The 17,954-nt window shown below is 35.3% G+C and carries 19 protein-coding genes; 10 read left to right on the forward strand and 9 right to left on the reverse strand.

The features are described 5' to 3' along the window. Positions 1-216: 216 nt before the first annotated feature. The 3 genes from Q8L85_08605 to Q8L85_08615 form a co-directional block, all read right to left on the reverse strand. A complete protein-coding gene (locus Q8L85_08605) occupies positions 217-1,422 on the reverse strand; it encodes a porin (GenBank protein MDP1724744.1) in 1,206 nt (401 codons plus the stop codon). Positions 1,423-1,511: 89 nt separating this feature from the next. After that, entirely contained in the window at positions 1,512-2,012 is a 501-nt protein-coding gene (locus Q8L85_08610) for a hypothetical protein (protein MDP1724745.1), read from the reverse strand. A 20-nt stretch (positions 2,013-2,032) separates the two neighbouring features. After that, complete coding sequence (locus tag Q8L85_08615; protein MDP1724746.1) at positions 2,033-2,545, reverse strand: response regulator; 513 nt, start codon at positions 2,543-2,545, stop codon at positions 2,033-2,035. A 95-nt stretch (positions 2,546-2,640) separates the two neighbouring features. On the opposite strand from Q8L85_08615, the gene Q8L85_08620 reads away from it, so the two are divergent. The 5 genes from Q8L85_08620 to Q8L85_08640 all read left to right on the forward strand — a co-directional run bounded on the left by Q8L85_08620 (position 2,641) and on the right by Q8L85_08640 (position 7,058). After that, the gene (locus Q8L85_08620) at positions 2,641-3,390 is read left to right on the forward strand and encodes a YebC/PmpR family DNA-binding transcriptional regulator (GenBank protein MDP1724747.1); all 750 of its coding nucleotides are present in this window, start codon (positions 2,641-2,643) and stop codon (positions 3,388-3,390) included. Positions 3,391-3,533: 143 nt separating this feature from the next. Next, a complete protein-coding gene (gene ruvC, locus Q8L85_08625) occupies positions 3,534-4,037 on the forward strand; it encodes a crossover junction endodeoxyribonuclease RuvC (GenBank protein MDP1724748.1) in 504 nt (167 codons plus the stop codon). Positions 4,038-4,179: 142 nt separating this feature from the next. Then, positions 4,180-4,809: a Holliday junction branch migration protein RuvA gene (ruvA, locus tag Q8L85_08630; protein ID MDP1724749.1), complete on the forward strand. Its 630-nt coding sequence runs from the start codon at positions 4,180-4,182 to the stop codon at positions 4,807-4,809. A 68-nt stretch (positions 4,810-4,877) separates the two neighbouring features. Continuing rightward, positions 4,878-5,849, forward strand: a complete 972-nt coding sequence (gene ruvB / locus Q8L85_08635; protein ID MDP1724750.1) for a Holliday junction branch migration DNA helicase RuvB — start codon at positions 4,878-4,880, stop codon at positions 5,847-5,849. Between the two features lie 162 nt (positions 5,850-6,011). Further along, entirely contained in the window at positions 6,012-7,058 is a 1,047-nt protein-coding gene (locus Q8L85_08640; protein ID MDP1724751.1) for a GGDEF domain-containing protein, read from the forward strand. Here the strand turns inward: Q8L85_08640 and Q8L85_08645 are convergent, their stop codons facing one another. The 6 genes from Q8L85_08645 to Q8L85_08670 all read right to left on the reverse strand — a co-directional run bounded on the left by Q8L85_08645 (position 7,059) and on the right by Q8L85_08670 (position 12,998). After that, complete coding sequence (locus Q8L85_08645) at positions 7,059-7,631, reverse strand: hypothetical protein (protein MDP1724752.1); 573 nt, start codon at positions 7,629-7,631, stop codon at positions 7,059-7,061. Positions 7,632-7,972: 341 nt separating this feature from the next. Further along, positions 7,973-8,581, reverse strand: coding sequence for a COQ9 family protein (locus Q8L85_08650; protein MDP1724753.1), 609 nt, complete (start codon positions 8,579-8,581; stop codon positions 7,973-7,975). Further along, positions 8,582-8,794, reverse strand: coding sequence for a hypothetical protein (locus Q8L85_08655; protein ID MDP1724754.1), 213 nt, complete (start codon positions 8,792-8,794; stop codon positions 8,582-8,584). A gap of 8 nt (positions 8,795-8,802) precedes the next feature. After that, positions 8,803-10,032 carry a phosphoglycerate kinase gene (locus Q8L85_08660; protein ID MDP1724755.1) on the reverse strand — a complete coding sequence of 410 codons (1,230 nt, stop codon included), beginning with the start codon at positions 10,030-10,032 and terminating at the stop codon, positions 8,803-8,805. Beyond that, positions 10,022-10,489 (reverse strand): cyclic nucleotide-binding domain-containing protein, encoded by a 468-nt coding sequence (locus Q8L85_08665; GenBank protein ID MDP1724756.1) that lies wholly within the window; start codon positions 10,487-10,489, stop codon positions 10,022-10,024. Before Q8L85_08665 ends, Q8L85_08660 begins: the two co-directional genes overlap by 11 nt. Then, a complete protein-coding gene (locus tag Q8L85_08670) occupies positions 10,479-12,998 on the reverse strand; it encodes an ABC transporter transmembrane domain-containing protein (GenBank protein MDP1724757.1) in 2,520 nt (839 codons plus the stop codon). Before Q8L85_08670 ends, Q8L85_08665 begins: the two co-directional genes overlap by 11 nt. A 124-nt stretch (positions 12,999-13,122) precedes the next feature. Here Q8L85_08670 and Q8L85_08675 point away from each other — a divergent pair, with 124 nt between their 5' ends. From Q8L85_08675 to Q8L85_08695, 5 genes are all read left to right on the forward strand, one after another. Next, complete coding sequence (locus Q8L85_08675; GenBank protein ID MDP1724758.1) at positions 13,123-14,301, forward strand: hypothetical protein; 1,179 nt, start codon at positions 13,123-13,125, stop codon at positions 14,299-14,301. Between the two features lie 8 nt (positions 14,302-14,309). Beyond that, the gene (locus Q8L85_08680; GenBank protein ID MDP1724759.1) at positions 14,310-15,347 is read left to right on the forward strand and encodes a COX15/CtaA family protein; all 1,038 of its coding nucleotides are present in this window, start codon (positions 14,310-14,312) and stop codon (positions 15,345-15,347) included. Positions 15,348-15,498: 151 nt separating this feature from the next. Then, entirely contained in the window at positions 15,499-16,254 is a 756-nt protein-coding gene (gene upp, locus Q8L85_08685) for a uracil phosphoribosyltransferase (protein MDP1724760.1), read from the forward strand. A 446-nt stretch (positions 16,255-16,700) separates the two neighbouring features. Beyond that, entirely contained in the window at positions 16,701-17,153 is a 453-nt protein-coding gene (locus Q8L85_08690; protein MDP1724761.1) for a MarR family transcriptional regulator, read from the forward strand. After that, the gene (locus Q8L85_08695) at positions 17,146-17,907 is read left to right on the forward strand and encodes a glutathione S-transferase family protein (GenBank protein ID MDP1724762.1); all 762 of its coding nucleotides are present in this window, start codon (positions 17,146-17,148) and stop codon (positions 17,905-17,907) included. Before Q8L85_08690 ends, Q8L85_08695 begins: the two co-directional genes overlap by 8 nt. The last annotated feature ends 47 nt before the right edge of the window (positions 17,908-17,954 follow it).

Here is a 17,954-nt window from a genome sequence, read left to right on the forward strand (position 1 = left end):
ATAGAAAGACAATATAAGTAAAGAAAGTAGCTTTTTTAATCACCGCCTTAACTTTGCACTCAGATCCTCATGTATAAAGAATACACGAAGGAACCCGTGCCGAATCTTCTATCACTCGCCTCACATTAGCGAATTTCGAAAGATGTCTATTGACTCTCTTCCCACGTAAGTGACGAATAACGCTTTATAACTTAAAGCGAAAATATTATTACATTGTTAAAACCTAACTTTAGCGCCCAGAAATCCTGCAAAAATACTATGAAATTTGGTTTCAAAGCGTTTTAATTTATGGTGTCTAACGCCCAAATAAATTTCAGTTGCGGCACTATCAATATTTTGCACAAGAAAAGCACCTGTTAAAAAACAAAGATCTCTATTTTCTTGAATGTGTCTTGCAATACCACGATCAACTGATATAGCTGTATCGCCTATTGCAAAAGGTTTCATTATATACCCGATTTTTCCATGATAGAAACGTGGATGGTGACGATGAGAATCGTGACGATGGATTGCTATTTCTCGGAAGCCTGACCCTCCTCCTATATTAAACCCAGAAGGAAAAAGAATGGAGACAGATCCATTTGTTTGTTTATATTTTTTACGATTTTTAGCATGTGCGACTGAACCTTGAATTTCAGTACCGTAAACTTTGCCATTGTAATTTAAACCCATATCATAGGAATTTTGCATAACATGACTACCACCAATACTAAAACCATACACATCTGGGGAATCCCATCGAAAACGATCACGCCTTGAAAGCCCATCCATAGAATTGTAAACATCACCAACAATCGGCCCCTCATTGTCTACTTTTTTGACATGTTTTTTTCTAAAACTAAGTCCGCCAGTCATTGCATCTGCTGAACAGCCAAGTGCTACGACATCTGTTTTAGATAAATCGTTTTCTGATGTTGTATCAGATCGCGTATGACCATGACCAATTGAAAAAGTACCAAAATCTTTGCTTATAAAGACCGCTTCAGTTTCACGTTGAAGAAAATGTACGGCACCGCTGTCGCTTGAAATATCAGTTTCAGAACTATCATTCGATTGCATTTCAAATGAAAAATTCGCACCGATCGTAAAACTGTCTGATACTTTTGAACGACCATAAACTTTTATACGGCTAGAACTGTTATCATTATCAACATGAAGTAAACGTTGTTTTATACCATTATCAGCATAAGTCATTGCACGATTAACATGACCACTTAAAGAAACAGATGCAACTTCAGTCCCAGATCTAACCAATAATTTTTCAGGCTTAGCTTTTTCTTGAATGGGTTGCGTTTTGATTATTTCATGTGGAAAAGGAAGGGGTGTGAAATGTCTTTTGGATTCAAGTGACCCCGCGTAAAGGTTAGGTGAGATATTTCCGAGCAAAATGATTATAAAAAAGAAACGTAAAGAATGGACCATTTTTCTTCCCAATATTTTTTGTGTTTACATTACGTTGCCTGAAACAAAATAAGGGGTCAACGTAATTCGAAAAAAAATGCTTAAACTATTTATCCTAGTGATTTTTGAACAATATTTTCAAGACTTATACATAATTCATTCGCGATTGCGTTATCTTTTGATTTGATGCCGTGTTTTATAATAACGTGGAGTGCATCGATATGTGCTTTAAGAACAATCGGATTGAGAGGTAAAGTTTTATGGATTTCAAGATAGACGTTTAAGTTTTTTGCAATATCGCTTATGAGAGGATGACCAAAAGTAGCGCCTTCGCCTTTAAGTTCATGTGATATATTTTCAATAATCGTTCTTAGTGCTTTAGATATGGGTTCTGTTGGATTTTCTGCAATTTCATTGCACGCTTTTTGGAGGTTTTGGATAACAATATTTGCTTTAGAAATGAATATATTCTCGTATTTTTCGACTAGAGAATTTGCCATTTCAAGAGACATTTTTGAAACGCCACCATTTCCTATTTTTGCTTTTAAATTATTTGGAGGAATAACAATTGTATAGTCATTTTTACCAGGTTTTTTATTTTGTTGATCCATTTAGTTTTTCCTAATCTAAATTAAGCTGCAGCCACTCTTCTATCTTCACTTTGTTGTGGAAAGTCTTTAACGCGCCGATCTGGTCCAAAATATGTTTTTGTTTTGATGAAAGGACGGGGCGCTTCAATGATTGTAGCTAAGATTCTTGCTAAAGATGCCGGCGTGAAGGGCTTTGTTAAAAAGGCATTTGCACCCGCATCACGTGATTTTTTTATATGATCGAGTGTTGAATGTGCTGAAATCATGATAATGGGGACGTATGGATCTGGGCTGTTATCTGGATTACGCATTTGTTTTAGAAATTCAATGCCATCCATTGGCGACATAACCCAATTGGTGAAAATAACATCGACGCGACTTTGCTTAAGTGTCGCTAATGCTTCACTGCCGTCACTTGCTTCGATGACGCGTGTGCACCCAAAACAAAAAAGGACGTCTTTTAAAAGTTTACGAATATGTGCGCTATCATCAACAATTAATGGAAAAATCTTATCAAAACGATAATTGCCATAATGTGGTGATGCTGCATTCATAAGTTTTTTCCTTTTAGACCCTTTCTTATGATTATAGTACGCGCTATAAAAGAAGAAATAGTTTTTTTCATCCAGAATGCAAATAGTGGGACATTATGGCAGGACATTCACAGTTTAAAAATATTATGCATCGTAAAGGTGCTCAGGACAAAAAACGTGCTAAAGTTTTTACAAAACTTATTCGTGAAATCACAGTTTCAGCCAAAACGGGGCTCCCTGATCCACAAGCAAATCCAAGATTAAGGGCTGCAATATCGGCAGCAAGAATAGCCAATATGCCCAAAGATACGATCGATCGTGCGATTAAAAAAGCAATCGGTGGTGATGATTCTGCAACATATGAAGAAATTCGTTATGAGGGGTATGGACCAGCGGGTGTTGCTGTCATCGTTGAAGTACTGACAGATAATCGTAACAGAGCAGCATCCGAAGTGCGTGCCGCTTTTTCTAAATACGCAGGTGCTTTAGGTGAAACTAATAGTGTTAGTTTTATGTTTGATAGGTTAGGATTGATTACATATCCCGAGCAAATAGGTGATTATGAAAAGGTGTTTGAGGCGAGTGTTGAAGCTGGTGCTGATGACCTTGAGCTCAATGACGATATATACGAAATTACTTGTGCACCTGATGATTTAAATCAAGTGCGTGAAAATTTAGAAAAAACTTTTGGTGAAGCCTCAACGATGAGCCTTACATGGCGTCCTAAAACTTTATCGCCTGTTAACGAGAAACAAGCAGAAACATTGATTAAGTTGATTGATGTTTTAGAAGATAATGATGACGTTCAAGATGTTTTCGCAAATTATGATATGCCGGCAGAGTTTATTGAAAAACTTAGTAAATGACTTACTCACATATGATTAGTAATTGTTCATATTATGAGGCAAAGTCTAGAAAGCACGAGAACTGGAACGGAATGTACTTCTTTATACATGAGTACCGGAAGCAGAGTGCTGACGACGAATTTGGCCATAAAAGGGACAATTAAATGGCTTCTAGGCTTATTTTAGGATTAGACCCCGGCTTACGTTTTACAGGTTGGGGCATCATAACCGTGCAAGGCTATGCATTACGCGCTGTTGCTAATGGTGTTATTGCTGTCCCTGTTGATCTGCCTTTGCCTGAACGTTTGGCTTTTTTATTTCGGGAATTATCGATTGTTATTACGGAATTTAAACCAGAAGAGGCTGCCATTGAAGAAACATTTGCTAATACAAATGCGGCATCGACGCTTAAATTAGGATTGGCACGTGGCGTTGTTATGTTGGCCCCTGCGCATTTTGGCTTAAAAGTTGCAGAATATACAGCGAATCAAGTAAAAAAAGCTGTTGTTGGTAAAGGTCATGCTGATAAAACACAAGTTCAAATGATGGTGAAGATGATTTTACCTGGTGTTGATTTTAAAAAAGCAGATGCAGCAGACGCTTTAGCGGTCGCCATTTGTCATGCGCATCATCAGTCAACTTTACGCCAATGGAGCAAAGCGTTATGAAAAACAAGCTAAGCATACCCGAACAGTTTCAATATGTGGGTAGGAAGATGAGCGGTAAGGCACGCGGAGTGTATTTCTTCATACATGAGCATGTCGAATCCCGAAATCTGACGCCCTCCACAGATTGAAAGAGGAGGGTATAATGATTGGTAAACTACGCGGCATCCACGATTCATCAAGTGCTGATTCTGTTATTTTAGATGTATCGGGTGTAGGCTATTTAGTTTTTGCGTCAACGCAAACTTTGCGTGCATTACCATCTGTGGGACAGGAAGCCACACTTTTAATTGAAACGCATGTACGTGAAGAGTATATTCATCTTTATGGGTTTCTCTCGAGTGATGAACGTTTATGGTTTAGGCATCTTTTTACCGTGCAAGGTGTAGGCGGGCGTGTTGCATTGGCTATTTTGTCAGCTTTGCCTTTAAATCAATTGATTAATGCGATTGCGAGCGAAGATAAAAAAATGCTTTCAAAGGCTGATGGTGTTGGTCCCAAATTGGCTGTGCGTATTGTGACGGAACTTCGTGAAAAAGCCCGTTCTTATCTAGGTTTTGCAGGTATTTCATCAAAAGCTGTTGGTGGCGAGGATGTTGTGGTTTCTATGACAGGTAGTAATGCAAATACCCATGATGCAATTTCGGCGCTTATCAATTTAGGCTATGGGCGTCAGGATGCATTTACGATTGTGCACCAACAATTACAAAAACAACCCGATTTAAGTTTAGATTTACTTATTAAAGCAGCCCTTAAGGAATTAAGTCAAAAATGAGCTCAACTAATTTAGCCCAAAATTTAGACGATTCCCTTGATGATAATCGTGTTATTGGCGCGCGTTTTATGGATGAAGATCATGTTGAAAAATCTTTACGTCCTCAAACCTTAGAAGAATTTATTGGTCAAGATAAATTGCGCGATAATTTACGTGTTTTTGTGCAAGCAGCACGTGAACGCAAGCAATCACTTGATCATGTTTTACTTTATGGTCCACCTGGTTTAGGTAAAACAACACTCGCTCAAATTGTAGCACGCGAAATGGGTGTGGGATTTAAAGCAACTTCTGCACCGATTATAACAAAAACAGGAGATCTTGCTGCAATTTTAACGAATTTACAACCTAATGACGTATTGTTTATTGATGAAATACATCGTTTGACGCCCCAAATTGAAGAAGTTTTATACCCTGCAATGGAAGATCAGCGTTTAGATCTTATTATAGGTGAAGGACCATCCGCTAGAACTATCCAAATTGATTTGGCGCCTTTTACGTTGGTAGGTGCTACAACACGATCCGGTCTTATTACAATGCCACTTCGAGAACGTTTCGGTATTCCCTTGTTATTAAGTTATTATACGCATGATGAATTGGCATTGATTGTATCGCGTAATGCAAAATTGTTGGATGTGAAGATTACTGATGATGGTGGATATGAAATCGCAAAACGATCACGCGGCACGCCGCGGATTGCTGGACGCCTTTTAAGACGTGTGCGTGACTTTGCATCCGTTCTTAAAAAATCGCCTATTACAGCACAAATAGCTGATGAAGTGTTATTGCGGTTGGAGGTTGATAAAACAGGTCTTGATGCCTTGGATCGTCGCTATTTAAAATGTTTGGCTGAAAATTATGCAGGTGGTCCTGTGGGTGTTGAAACCTTGGCGGCGTTTTTATCCGAACAACGGGATATGCTTGAAGAAGTGATTGAACCTTATCTGATGCAAAAAGGACTCATTCAACGGACACCACGCGGTCGTATGTTATCAAGTTTAGGGTATGAACATCTAGGGTTGAGTCGTTTAACATCAGAATAAAAAATGCTATTATCACTAGGTTTATCTTAATTCTTTTTATAGTTATAAAAAAAACATTATAATTATTTCCTTTTCTCATTAATATGATAACATGAATAGTAATACCTTAATGCAACCTATAGTTGTATTCTTGTCAAAATAAAAAAAATGATAGGAATTAATATGTATCCCGAAAGCCTTGAAGAATCTGAAATAAAAGCAAAAAAAGCGTTCAGTAAAATAAAATTACATTCCTTGAAGTGTCACCCTAATAACTTTGCCATATGGTATGAATTTTTTGGTGGTAGATATAAAGATTTACAGACAAAAATTGATCAGTATGAAAAAAGTGAAAAAACACTTGATGATAAAACCTGTGAAGAATTGTATGTAGAATTTTTTACCTTTCAAAAAGAGCATGAAAATGTTCTCGATATTTCAGGTAAAATTACTGATTCAATTGGATCTATTGGGGATCAAGTCAGTGCCGTTCTTAAATCGAGTTCTGCGTTAGATAAAGCACTTGAATATACAAGTAAAAAAATAGAAACTATTTCTACGATAACAGAACTTAAAGACATTATTTCAGATTTAATCAAAAAAAACAAAGATGTCTATGATCAAAACAAAAAATTTAAAGAAATAGCTGAAAAAACAAACCAAGATATTTTGGGGTTAAAAAAAGAATTGGAAGATTCTTATGTAAAAGGTGCAACGGATTCTTTAACAGGGTTAGGAAATTATAGGTTATTTCAAAAAAAACTTATCCATTTTTGTGATATAGCGCGTAGTTCCAATTCTGCTTTATGTGTTTTATTTGTAGATATTGACAATTTTAATGCTTTTAATAAAAACTATGGTCTTAAAAATGGGGATCTTGTTTTAAGATTTTTAGCACGCATGCTTATGAAAATATTTGGAGAAGAATGTTTTATTGCGCGTGCAGCTGATGATGAATTTGCAATCATTCTCCCTAAAGAAGATTTAAAATCAGCGAAAGATAAGGCTGAACGTATGCGTATTTTGTTAACGCAAAATAATATTATTAATAAAGCCACAGGTGAAGATCTTGGCAAGATAACTGTTTCAGTAGGTCTTGCTGATTATAATAATGAAGGTTCACTTCATTTGTTTTTAGAAAGAGTAAAATCTGCTCTTTTCGTAGCACGTCAATCAGGATGCAATCGGGTTGTTTGTCAAAACAGAAGAAAAAATAATCAATTTGAGTGATTATTTTTTAACAAAAGGATCTGATAATCTTAAGCATTTTTGACGTTCATTTAGATCTTGAAATGAAGCGCAATTATTGCTTGTTGTGGATTGATGCAGTGTTTTAAACATTTTTTGAGCTTGTGGCTTTTCTTTATCAGATATCTGAATATCTTCTTTATCTTTTGATTTTTTATAGACTTTAAAGCCTCTCATATCGTCTGAGCTTGGTGGTAAATATTCTTTATTTTTTGGGCTTTTAAAAGATTTGGCTGAAAGTCCTTCGGCATTATCAAAATAATTTAATAACCCTTCTTCGTTTGTAGGGTTAAGACTTTCACGATAAAGGTCAGCTGCCGCTTGATCGGTAAAGAAGTGATTTGGCATTGGTGATACTTTGATTTTGTTTGGATTTGATTGTTCATTATTATTTTGTTCTGGTTGTTTTTTTGTATCGTTCATTTCCGATGTTTTGTTTTCTGAGGGGCGTTGATTTTTTTTGAGTAATTCTTTTTCAAGGACATCAAGTGCAAAAGAATGCGTACTGACCAAGGAGATCATTATAAAAGTAAAAAAAGGTATTTTTTTTAACATGTTTACTTCTTTTTTTATACGTTTCATTGTGAATGTTATAGATTATCAATCTATGGAACAATTTTTATTTTTATGCCAGAAATTTGCCTACACACCTTTGTTTTCCTGGACTCGTTGAAGCGAAGCTTCATACGTAGATCCAGGATCCAAAACGAAACTCATGCTCGAAAGAGCATGGCAAAATTATTTAAATAACGTCATGATCTACGATCATGAGTGTTAATTGGACCCTGAATCTGTGCTCGAAGCTTCGCTTCTCGCCTGTTCAGGGAAACTACTAGTGTTTGGTAAGTTTCTATCCAAATTAAATTTTTGTCCAGTAGATTGTTACACCCTTAATCCTACCGAAAAGAAAACGAGCTGAATAGCGTTTTTATACGTTTTTTAATATTTGGTATAATTTTAAGGCTTTCAAGTCGGCGATCTATAAACATATTTGTATTGATTATGTCTTGGCTTTCATCTTTAAGCCAATACCCAAAACTGCTTGTATAGATTGCTGAAAGAGTCAGTCTTTTGGTATAAAAATTGAAATCGCTTGTTTTATCACCGATTGCAAACCAAATTGTATCTACTGTTTTGTATATATTTTTGAGTGCTTGTGACAAATGAAGCGGATTTTTAAAATATTGTTGCTCTTGAGATAATATATCCTTATAAGGATACATGAGTTCAAATCTTTTCATTAAGGCCGTTTTTATTTTTACAGGTATCTTCATTTGTGAAAGATCTGCTTGTTCTAGGACGTTGATCAAATCGTGATTAAGCTTTTCATTTAAGAAGTTTATTAAATCTGAAATACCTTCCGGAAAATGTAATTGAAGCAAAGCCTTATCATGGGTGGTTTCAAATGCCCATTGATTGATGGCGTCTATATGCCATCCTTTTTGGGCGATGAATGGAAGAAGGCTTTCAAAAAGTTCTGTTTTTTGAGTGTGTAACTTGTCCATTTATATCTCTAAATCTAATATGTGTTCTGGTTTATCCGATGATTCTTTTTGGATTGGTTTTTTTTGCTTTTTGTCAGGATTTGTTTTTTCATTTGTGTGGGTAGATTTTACGGCCTCTCGTATCTGAGGTGACGTTTGAACAGGTTGTTGTGGTGAATGTGTTGCAATCACCTGGGATTGAGGAATAGGAGGTGGGGGAGTAATTGTGCTCATTGATTCACTTAAAATAATATTGCGCGACTTGCAGGATTGTTTTTAAACAACACCTCAAGTCCAGGCATGATACGACCTTCGATCCATTCAAGAAAAGCGCCACCGCCTGTTGAAACATATGAAAAATCTTTTTCAAGTCCTAAAGAGGCTAATGCAGCGACTGAATCGCCACCACCTGTAATTGAGGTGATTTTTTTTTCTTTGGTAAGAAGGGTCGCATATTGTGCGAATTGATTCGTACCTTGATCGAATGGTTTTGTTTCAAATGCACCTAAGGGGCCGTTCCACAATAATGTTTTAGATTCATTTAATGCATTTTTAAGCAATGCGATTGTTTTAGGTCCTATATCAAAAATACAGTCATTTTCAGAGAGTTCGTCAATGTTTTTGATTGTCACTTTTGTATTGGGTGATAATTCTTCAGCAACAACAACATCGATAGGCAAAATAACTTTTTTATTTGATTTTTGACATTGCTGAAGAATGTCTTTGGCGATCGAGATTTGTCCAGCTTCAGCTAAAGATTTACCGATGAAATATCCTTGCGCTAAAAGGAAAGTATTGGCCATACCACCACCAATGCCTAGGATTTGAATTTTAGGGATAATTTTTTTGAGAACTTCAATTTTGCTAGATATTTTAGCGCCCCCGATCATTGCCATAAAGGGTTGTTTACCTTGTATATAGAAATGATAAAGGGATGTTAGTTCAGATTCTAAAAGGCGTCCTGCAAAAGAAGGTAAAAATTGTGTGATGGCAACGATGGAGGCATGGGATCTGTGGCAGGTAGCAAAAGCGTCATTGACCACGATATCTGCGAGTTGGGCTAATTTTTTGGCAAAGCCTATATCGTTTTTTTCTTCATCTTCATAAAATCGAATATTTTCAGCCAGTATAATCGTATTTTCATCAGTGTTTTTCCAGAAATTTTCTGGATTTTGAATATAATCACCCTCTTTAAAAACGATAGGTGTATTTGGAAAATATTGTTCCAAAACCTTTATAAGAGGCTTCAAGGAATATTTAGGATTAACGCACCCATTGGGTCTACCTAAATGTGAAAATAATGCAATTCTCCCACCTTTTTGTCGAATTTCACGTATCGTGGGGAGGGATGCTTCTATACGCGTGCAATCGCCAACAACACCATTGTTAATAGGAATATTAAAATCGACGCGCAAAAAAACCTTTTTGTTTTGAAAGTCAATATCATCAAGGGTTCTAAGATTAAGAGACATTGTTATCACCATGTAAGGCTATTTTTGCTTCAAATTGTTCGATTGTATTGGCTAAACGTTTTGCTAAATCATGAATGATTTGGACGGCAAGATCAGGTATTTCACGAATAAGTTTTAAAAAAAGTTCTTTTGTAAGGGACAAAAAGATAGAATCAGTGCGTGCAATCAGTGTCATAGTGCGTGGAATATTGCAAAGGGTTGCAATCTCCCCAATGATTTCACCTTTTTTGACAATAGCGATAGGTTCAACATGTTTTTGTGTTGGCAGTACAACATTTGCCTCGCCTTCTAAAATGATCATGATGGTTTGACCTTCTTCGCCCTTGTTAAAGATAACATCACCTTTTTTAAAGATAAGCCTTTCACCTGTGAAGGCAATAAGTTTTAATTTATTAGGTTCTATTTTTGAAAACAAGGGTATTGTTTTCAATAGATTAACATCATCTTCAAGCAACATGGATGACTCCTAAGTTTTGCTCTTGGTCATAAAGCTTTTTAAACGCACCGTCAAATTCTAATAATTCTTTGAAATTTCCCTGTTCTAAAACACGTCCATCTTTAAAGAGCAAAACAGTATCAAAGCGTTTCGCCATTTGAGATTCATGAACAGACCAAATAACGCCTTTTTTAAAATCCTTACTTAAAACATAATCTAGAATTATGCGTTGATGTGCAACATCTAATACGATTGTTGCTTTATCAAGAACTATAAGTTGTGCTGGACTTAAAAAAGCGCGAGCAATACCAATGAGTTGCCGTTGTGTGCGTGAAATATTGCGACCTCCCAAGCCAACGTTGTAATTAAGGGCAAGTTCAAGTAAACAAGATTTTAAGGTTGATTTTTCAAGTATGGTTTGGATAATAACATCTATTTTTGATTGTCCTGCAGCGAGTCCGTAAATCATTTTACCAAATATGATGTTATTCCAAATGGGCAAAAGAGGATTATATTCTTTTTCATCGTAATAAAGAAACTCATCTGGATGTTCTTCATTAAAAAAGGCTTTGAATTCTTCTCGGAAAAGTACAATTTTTTCTCGAATGGATTCGGATATATTTGTAACGCGGTGACGCGCAGGCGTAAATCTAAAGCATAAACTAAGCAATTTACTTTGATCTTCAAGAATTATATTGGGGTAATTTTCGATAATTTTTTTATAATCTTTAAGCTCTGGCGCTTTAATTAAACTAAACTCTTCTAAAAAAGGATGGTTTGGCGAAAGATCAGCAAACATGTCAAACATGGTTTGCGCGATGTCATAACCAATTTTAAGAAAAATATCTAGCAACCCAACTTGCCGAAGTAGTTTTTTAACATATTTTTCCACTTCTTCGATAGAATATGTGTGTATAGCGAGTCCAAAAGTAAGGTTTTCAAATAGAGATAGATTTTGATTGAATTTTTTATTTTCATAAAAATCAATCATTGTATCTCCATATTGTTCAATGATGTATTTTTTGAATGTTTGGCGTAATTGAATAATTTCATTTTTAGTAGAATGTGTTAAATTAGAAAACAATTTAGTGAGTCCTATATATTCAAAATCTTTTTGAAGATTTAATTTTTGAATGATTTCGATAATTTTTTCTTTAGATGGTTCGCTATGTTCGTGAGCGGCAGCATAGGGTAAAAGAAGATTTTCTTTGATGCTCCCTGAAAAAATATATGCTTCACGATCAACAAAATGAATTTCATTGCCTAATAATTTTTCTGGTTCGCTTAAGAATGTATGATTTGAAAGATATAATTCACCAGCATCTGGATAATGAAGACCAGCTAGAAGTTGCGTAAAAACACCTTTTCCTTCACCTGACGATGACACAATAGCTGTCTTTTCAAATGGCTTTAAGGTGAAGCTTGCGGCCTCAACAATCGGATTGCCTTTCATGATTGAAAAATAAAGATTTTTTCCTACCAAAACTGTTTTTGATAAATCAGTAGGTTCGTTTTGTATGCTAGGTTGAGTAGGAATTTGGCTTTCAGGTGGTACAGCAAGTTTTTTCTTTAAATTTTCGTAACGTATTTTTGTATCATCTAAACGTTGATAATAATCTAAAAGCTCAATCCAGGGTTCTTGAAGATCTTTATGTGCTGCTAAAATTGAAACAAGTGCGCCTAAGCTTAAATGGCCTTTAATAACAAAATAACCGCCGATCGCATAAAACAAAAAAGGGACAATGTTGCCAATAATATTATTAAAAAGTTTAAGTAAATATTTTTCTTTAAAAAAATTGCTTTTAATTTCAAATAGATTTTTGGCTTCATTGTCATAAATTTGGGTGAAACGGTTTTGAAGCGCATAAGATTTAATATCAATAATGCCTTCAGAGGCTTCTTGAATTTTTTCGCCAAATTGATGTTGAGCGTGTGATCTTTTACGCGTGAGAATATTCATTTTACGCTGAAAAATGGGTACCAAATACACTTGAAGGGGATAAAGTGAAATGGCGGCAAGCCCCATATAAATGTCTTGAATAAAGACGAATAAAAGTAAGGTGAGCAATGTACCACCTTGACGAAAGGGAAGTGCAATAGATTCACCAACAAAATTGCCAATGGGTTCAACTTCAGTTGCCATAATGTGGATAAGTTCAGACGAAGAATAACGTTGAAAATGGGACAATCTAAATTTGATAATATCGTGAAATATTTGTTCGCGTAATACATAGCTTGCGAATTCTGTTGTTTTGCCTTGGGAGTAATTCATAAAAAATTTGAGTGTGCCATTTAATAAAACAAGTATAAAAAAAATAATACTTAATATAAAAAGATAATTTATTTGATCGAGATGAAATCCACTATATTCTTTGGGGAAATGCTTTCCACCAAGCGCATCATTAATAATAATTTTGGGGATATTTAAAAGAGCATAAAGAAGCGGGAATGATAATAATGTCAAGCAGATCAAAAAAATTTGCTGGCGTTTGGTTTCAATGGTGATGAATTTAAAAAGTGTTTGTTGCAAGTGACATTCCTTCCTCTTAGCAGGGTAACTTATTATGAAGATAAAAAAAAGTTCTAGACTTCTGACTCATTTCGTCCTAACTAGTGGAAAAGTATAATGATACGATGAGTTTTGGATAATGGGATTGCGTAAGAAAATTCTTCTTTATAGCCATGATAGTTATGGTTTAGGACATTTAAGGCGTTCGCAAACAATTGCGCATGCTTTGATAGATTTCATGCCAGAATGTTCGGTTCTTATTGTGTCAGGTTCGCCAGTCGTAGGGCAATTTGAATGGAAACATGGCGTCGATTTTATGCGTGTCCCTGGCATTACAAAATTGCACAATGGCGATTATGAAAGTCATCATTTAAATATTGATATTCAAGAGCTTATTAAGCTTCGTGGGGCACTTATTGCGCAAACGATTGATACATTTGAACCAGATTTGATTATTGTTGATAAAGAACCTTTAGGTTTAAGGGGTGAACTTACTGAAGCATTAACGAAAGCAAAAGAAAAAAATATTAAAGTTGTATTGGGGTTACGTGATGTTTTAGATGATATCACTTCGTTGAATATTGAATGGCAGCGTAAAAATATTTATCCTCAATTGGATAGATTTTACAATGAAATTTGGGTTTATGGCGTTGAATCAATGGGTTCTCCCCTACAAGGTTTACCGATTTCAAAAGAAGTTGAAAGTAAAATAGTATTTACAGGATTTTTAAATAGGCTTGGCAATAGTGCATCATTTTCGACGCAAAAAGGTCTTAAGAAAATTGACCATGATAAAGATTTTCTTTTAGGCATGGTTGGCGGTGGGGGTGATGGCGATGAATTGATTGAAGCGCTTATGTCGACTTACGAGCATGGTGACGAAAAACTTTTGCCCATTGCGTTGATTTTAGGGCCCTTTATGGTCAAAGATGCTAAAAAATATTTTTTAGAACGTGCAAAAAAACTTAAGAAAGTTGAAGTTTTATTTTTTTCCTCTCATATAGAATGTTTGCTTCATAAAGCAAAAGGTATTATTTCGATGGGTGGATATAATAGTTTTTGTGAAATCCTATCATTTGACAAACCATCTTTAATTTATCCACGTATTGTCCCACGACGAGAACAATATATTCGTGCAGAGCGTGCTCAAAAAGAAGGTTTAATTGGGATTTTAAGCGAGGAAGATTTAAAAGATCTAGATGCATTAAAAGCTAAATTGATTGATTTACCCTTTGGACAAAAACCTTCGGAAAAACGAAATCTTGACCTTCTTTTGGGTGGGTTACCTTGGATTTCTAATCGTGTGCGTGGTCTTTTAACATGAGGAATGAAATGTTAAGTAAAGAATTAAAATCAAACAAATCAATAGCTTTATGGCTTATTTTTTCAGCTTTTCTGGTGTTGATGATGATCGTCATTGGCGGTATTACGCGATTGACAGATTCTGGTTTATCGATTGTTGAGTGGAAGCCCATTGCGGGTATTTTGCCCCCTTTAACCTTGTCTGATTGGGAATCATTATTCGCAAAATATCAAACCTCGCCAGAGTTTATTAAATTACATCCTTTGATGAATTTAGATGAATTTAAAAGTATTTTTTGGTGGGAATATATTCATAGGGTCTTAGGACGTGTGATTGGCATTGTTTTTCTTTTGCCTTTTTTATATTTCTTGATGCGTAAAAAAATCACGAAATCCCTTGTGCCGCATTTGCTTATTATGTTTATTCTTGGTGGACTTCAAGGGTATATGGGCTGGTATATGGTTAAATCAGGGCTTGTGGATGATCCTTATGTCAGTCCTATAAGACTTATGCTTCATCTTGGCTTGGCTTTAGTTATTTATGGTTATATGCTTGTTATCGCGATTAAAATTTTAAAGCCTGTTATCATAATTGATAAAATAAGTGCAAAAAAACTTCGAATAAAAACGCATATCATGTTGATGTTAATTGGACTTACTATTTTATCGGGTGCATTGGTTGCGGGGCTTGACGCAGGTCTTGTGTATAATACTTTCCCGCTGATGGAAGGGCAATGGATACCGCATGATTATGCAGTGCAATCGCCTTTTTACGTTAATTTATTCAGGAATATGGCTGCCGTACAATTTAATCATCGGGTTTTGGCGATTTTAACTTTTTGTTTTGTCGTCTTTTTTTGGGTAAAAAGTCTAAATTTAATTTTACCAAAGTCTTTAAAAATGTTATGTCATTTGTTAATGTTTGTAGCTTCGTTGCAGGTCATCCTTGGCATTTTAACGCTTCTTTTGGTGGTGCCTTTAACTTTAGCTATTCTGCATCAATTGAATGCAATTGTTCTTTTTACGATTGCTGTCATTTTATTCGTAATCATACCTAAAAGGAGTTAGTTACCAATCCTATAGACAAATTCTTCGTCAGGCTTCCGTTTCCGGTACTCATGTACGAAGAAGTACATTCCGTTCCGGTTCTCATCCTTTCTAGACTTTGCCTTATAATCTTGGTAACGCGTCTTGAGTATTCACAAAAGGAGTTTATACATTGAAAAAAGCTAAAGTTTTAATTATTCTTTTAATGGGGTTGATGTCTTATCCACTCTTAGCTGAAAATGTTCTAGCGATCGCAAAAGAAAAAGAGCAAAGAATCGTGGATTTACAAAAACAATTTCCAAATCTTTATCATGTATCGCATCCTTTGGTGCAGCATAAATTAAGTTTGATGCGCAAAAAAGATGCATCTACCAATGAGTTTCGTAGGCTTTTAAATGAAATAGCATTATTGATGAGCTATGAAGCAACACGTGATTTACCCATCGAATATAAAGAAATAGAAACGCCTTTAGAAAAAATGAATGCGCCTTTCATTGCAGGTAAAAAAGTGATGATTGTACCTATTTTACGTGCAGGATTAGGGATGACGGATGCTTTGTTAGAGCTTATTCCTTCAGCGCGTGTGGGGCATATTGGTCTTTATCGTGATGAAGTGACAAAGCAACCCAAGGAATATTTTGCAAAAATTCCAGATCCAAAAGGTCGTCTTATAATTGTTGTTGATCCAATGCTTGCAACAGGTAATTCTTCCTCTTATGCGATTGATTTGCTTAAAAAACGTGGTATTGCTGAAAAAGATATGCGTCTTGTGTCACTTGTGAGTGCGCCTGAAGGTGTTAAAAACTTCTGTACGAAACATCCAGAAGTAAAGCTTTTTACAGCAAGTATTGATCGTCAATTAGATAAAAATGCTTATATTGTGCCAGGGCTTGGGGATGCAGGTGATCGTTTATACGGTACGAAGTAAGTACAAAAACGCTACTACTGCTGCCGATTGATGCGTTGCTTCGGTACTCAGATCCGTGATGTTATAAGAATACATTGCGGTCTTGGGTGCCGAATTTTCTATCACTCGGCTCACATCAACGCGTTTCGAAGAAGCCTAATGAACAAATTCGTCGTCAGTTCGAAGCGAAGGTGCTGCTGTATAGTCAAATAACTTGAAAATGCTACACGTAAAAGGCCATTGCCCTTCAACTTCTAGCGTTTTCAAATCATTTCTTGTCTGAATTTAAAGTTATTTCGTTATACATCTCTCTAGATTGAAAAATAAATCAAAATTAATATGATAATAAATTTTCAAACCGTCCAAAAACATAATATATTGCGTCAAATAATATTTTACAAAATTGTATTGCGCAAAATATATTTATCTGCTATAAGTATTATATTGAAACAAAAAGGAGAAAAAGGATGACAAAAATTGAAAGCATGACCTGTTTTTCAATCTATGCCTTAGATCGATTAATCAATCGGGTTTATGGACCTTTATTGAAAAAAATTGATCTAACATATCCTCAACTTATTGTCCTTTTGGTTTTAGGTGAAAAGCAAGTTCAATTTGTAGATCAGCTCTGCACAAGAACCTATCTTGATACAGGGACCTTGACACCTCTTTTAAAAAGATTAGAGGCAAAAGATTTTGTAACACGCATACGTGATCTTAAAGATGAAAGACGTGTTTCAGTTAGGATTACCCCCAAAGGTCAACAGCTTTTGGAAACACAAATTGCACCTGTCTTCAATGAAATAAAATGTGTTTTTCAATTAGAGGAACATCAATTTGATACTTTAAACAATCTATTAGAGATTAGTTTAAAAAATATTTATAATAACTTAAACATAAATGGAGAACGAAATGTTTAAAAAATTTTTAACTTTAGCCGCTTTTTTGGTAATAACACAAACATATAATGTGAACGCAACGCCACATATCGAACAAAATACAAAAACGCAATCCGAAACAATTCAAAAAGAAGAACGCGTTTTATACGGTGTTAGTGTTTCGCCTTATGTTCGTAAAGTAAAAGTAATCCTTGACGAAAAAAAACTACCTTTTAAACAAATTGAGGTGTTACCTTTAGTGCTCCTTAAAGCTACAAACAGTGAAATCCCACAGGATTATATTAACGCAAGTCCTTTAGGTAAAATTCCAGCTTATAGCGAAAAAGATTGGTCAATTGCTGATTCTGGTGTTATTAGCGATTATTTAGAAACGCAATATCCCTCTATCGCCCTTTTGCCTACGGACCCAAAAGAACGCGCACGCGCAAAATGGTTTGAAAAATATGGTGACGAAACATTAGCAAGTGTCATTCATACTAAAATCTTTGTTGAACGTGTTGTTAAACCAGTTGTTTTAAAACAAAAAACAGATGAAACAATTGTTGAAAAAGCTATTAAAGAAGAATTACCTTCTTTATTTAATTACCTTGAAAAGGAAATCGGCGATAAGCAATATATTTCTGGCAATCAATTCTCAATTGCTGACATTGCTATTGTGACGCATTTTGTGAGCCTTGAAAAATCAAACGTAAAGCTTGATGCTCAAAAATGGCCAAAACTTGCAGCTTATGTTCAACGCATAATCAAAAGAGATAGCTTTCAAAAAGCCCTTTAATAATATAGTCGCACCCTTTGTTTTCCTGGACGCGTTGAAGCAGAGCT

It is taken from the genome of Alphaproteobacteria bacterium (assembly GCA_030680745.1).
GTDB lineage: Bacteria > Pseudomonadota > Alphaproteobacteria > JAUXUR01 > JAUXUR01 > JAUXUR01.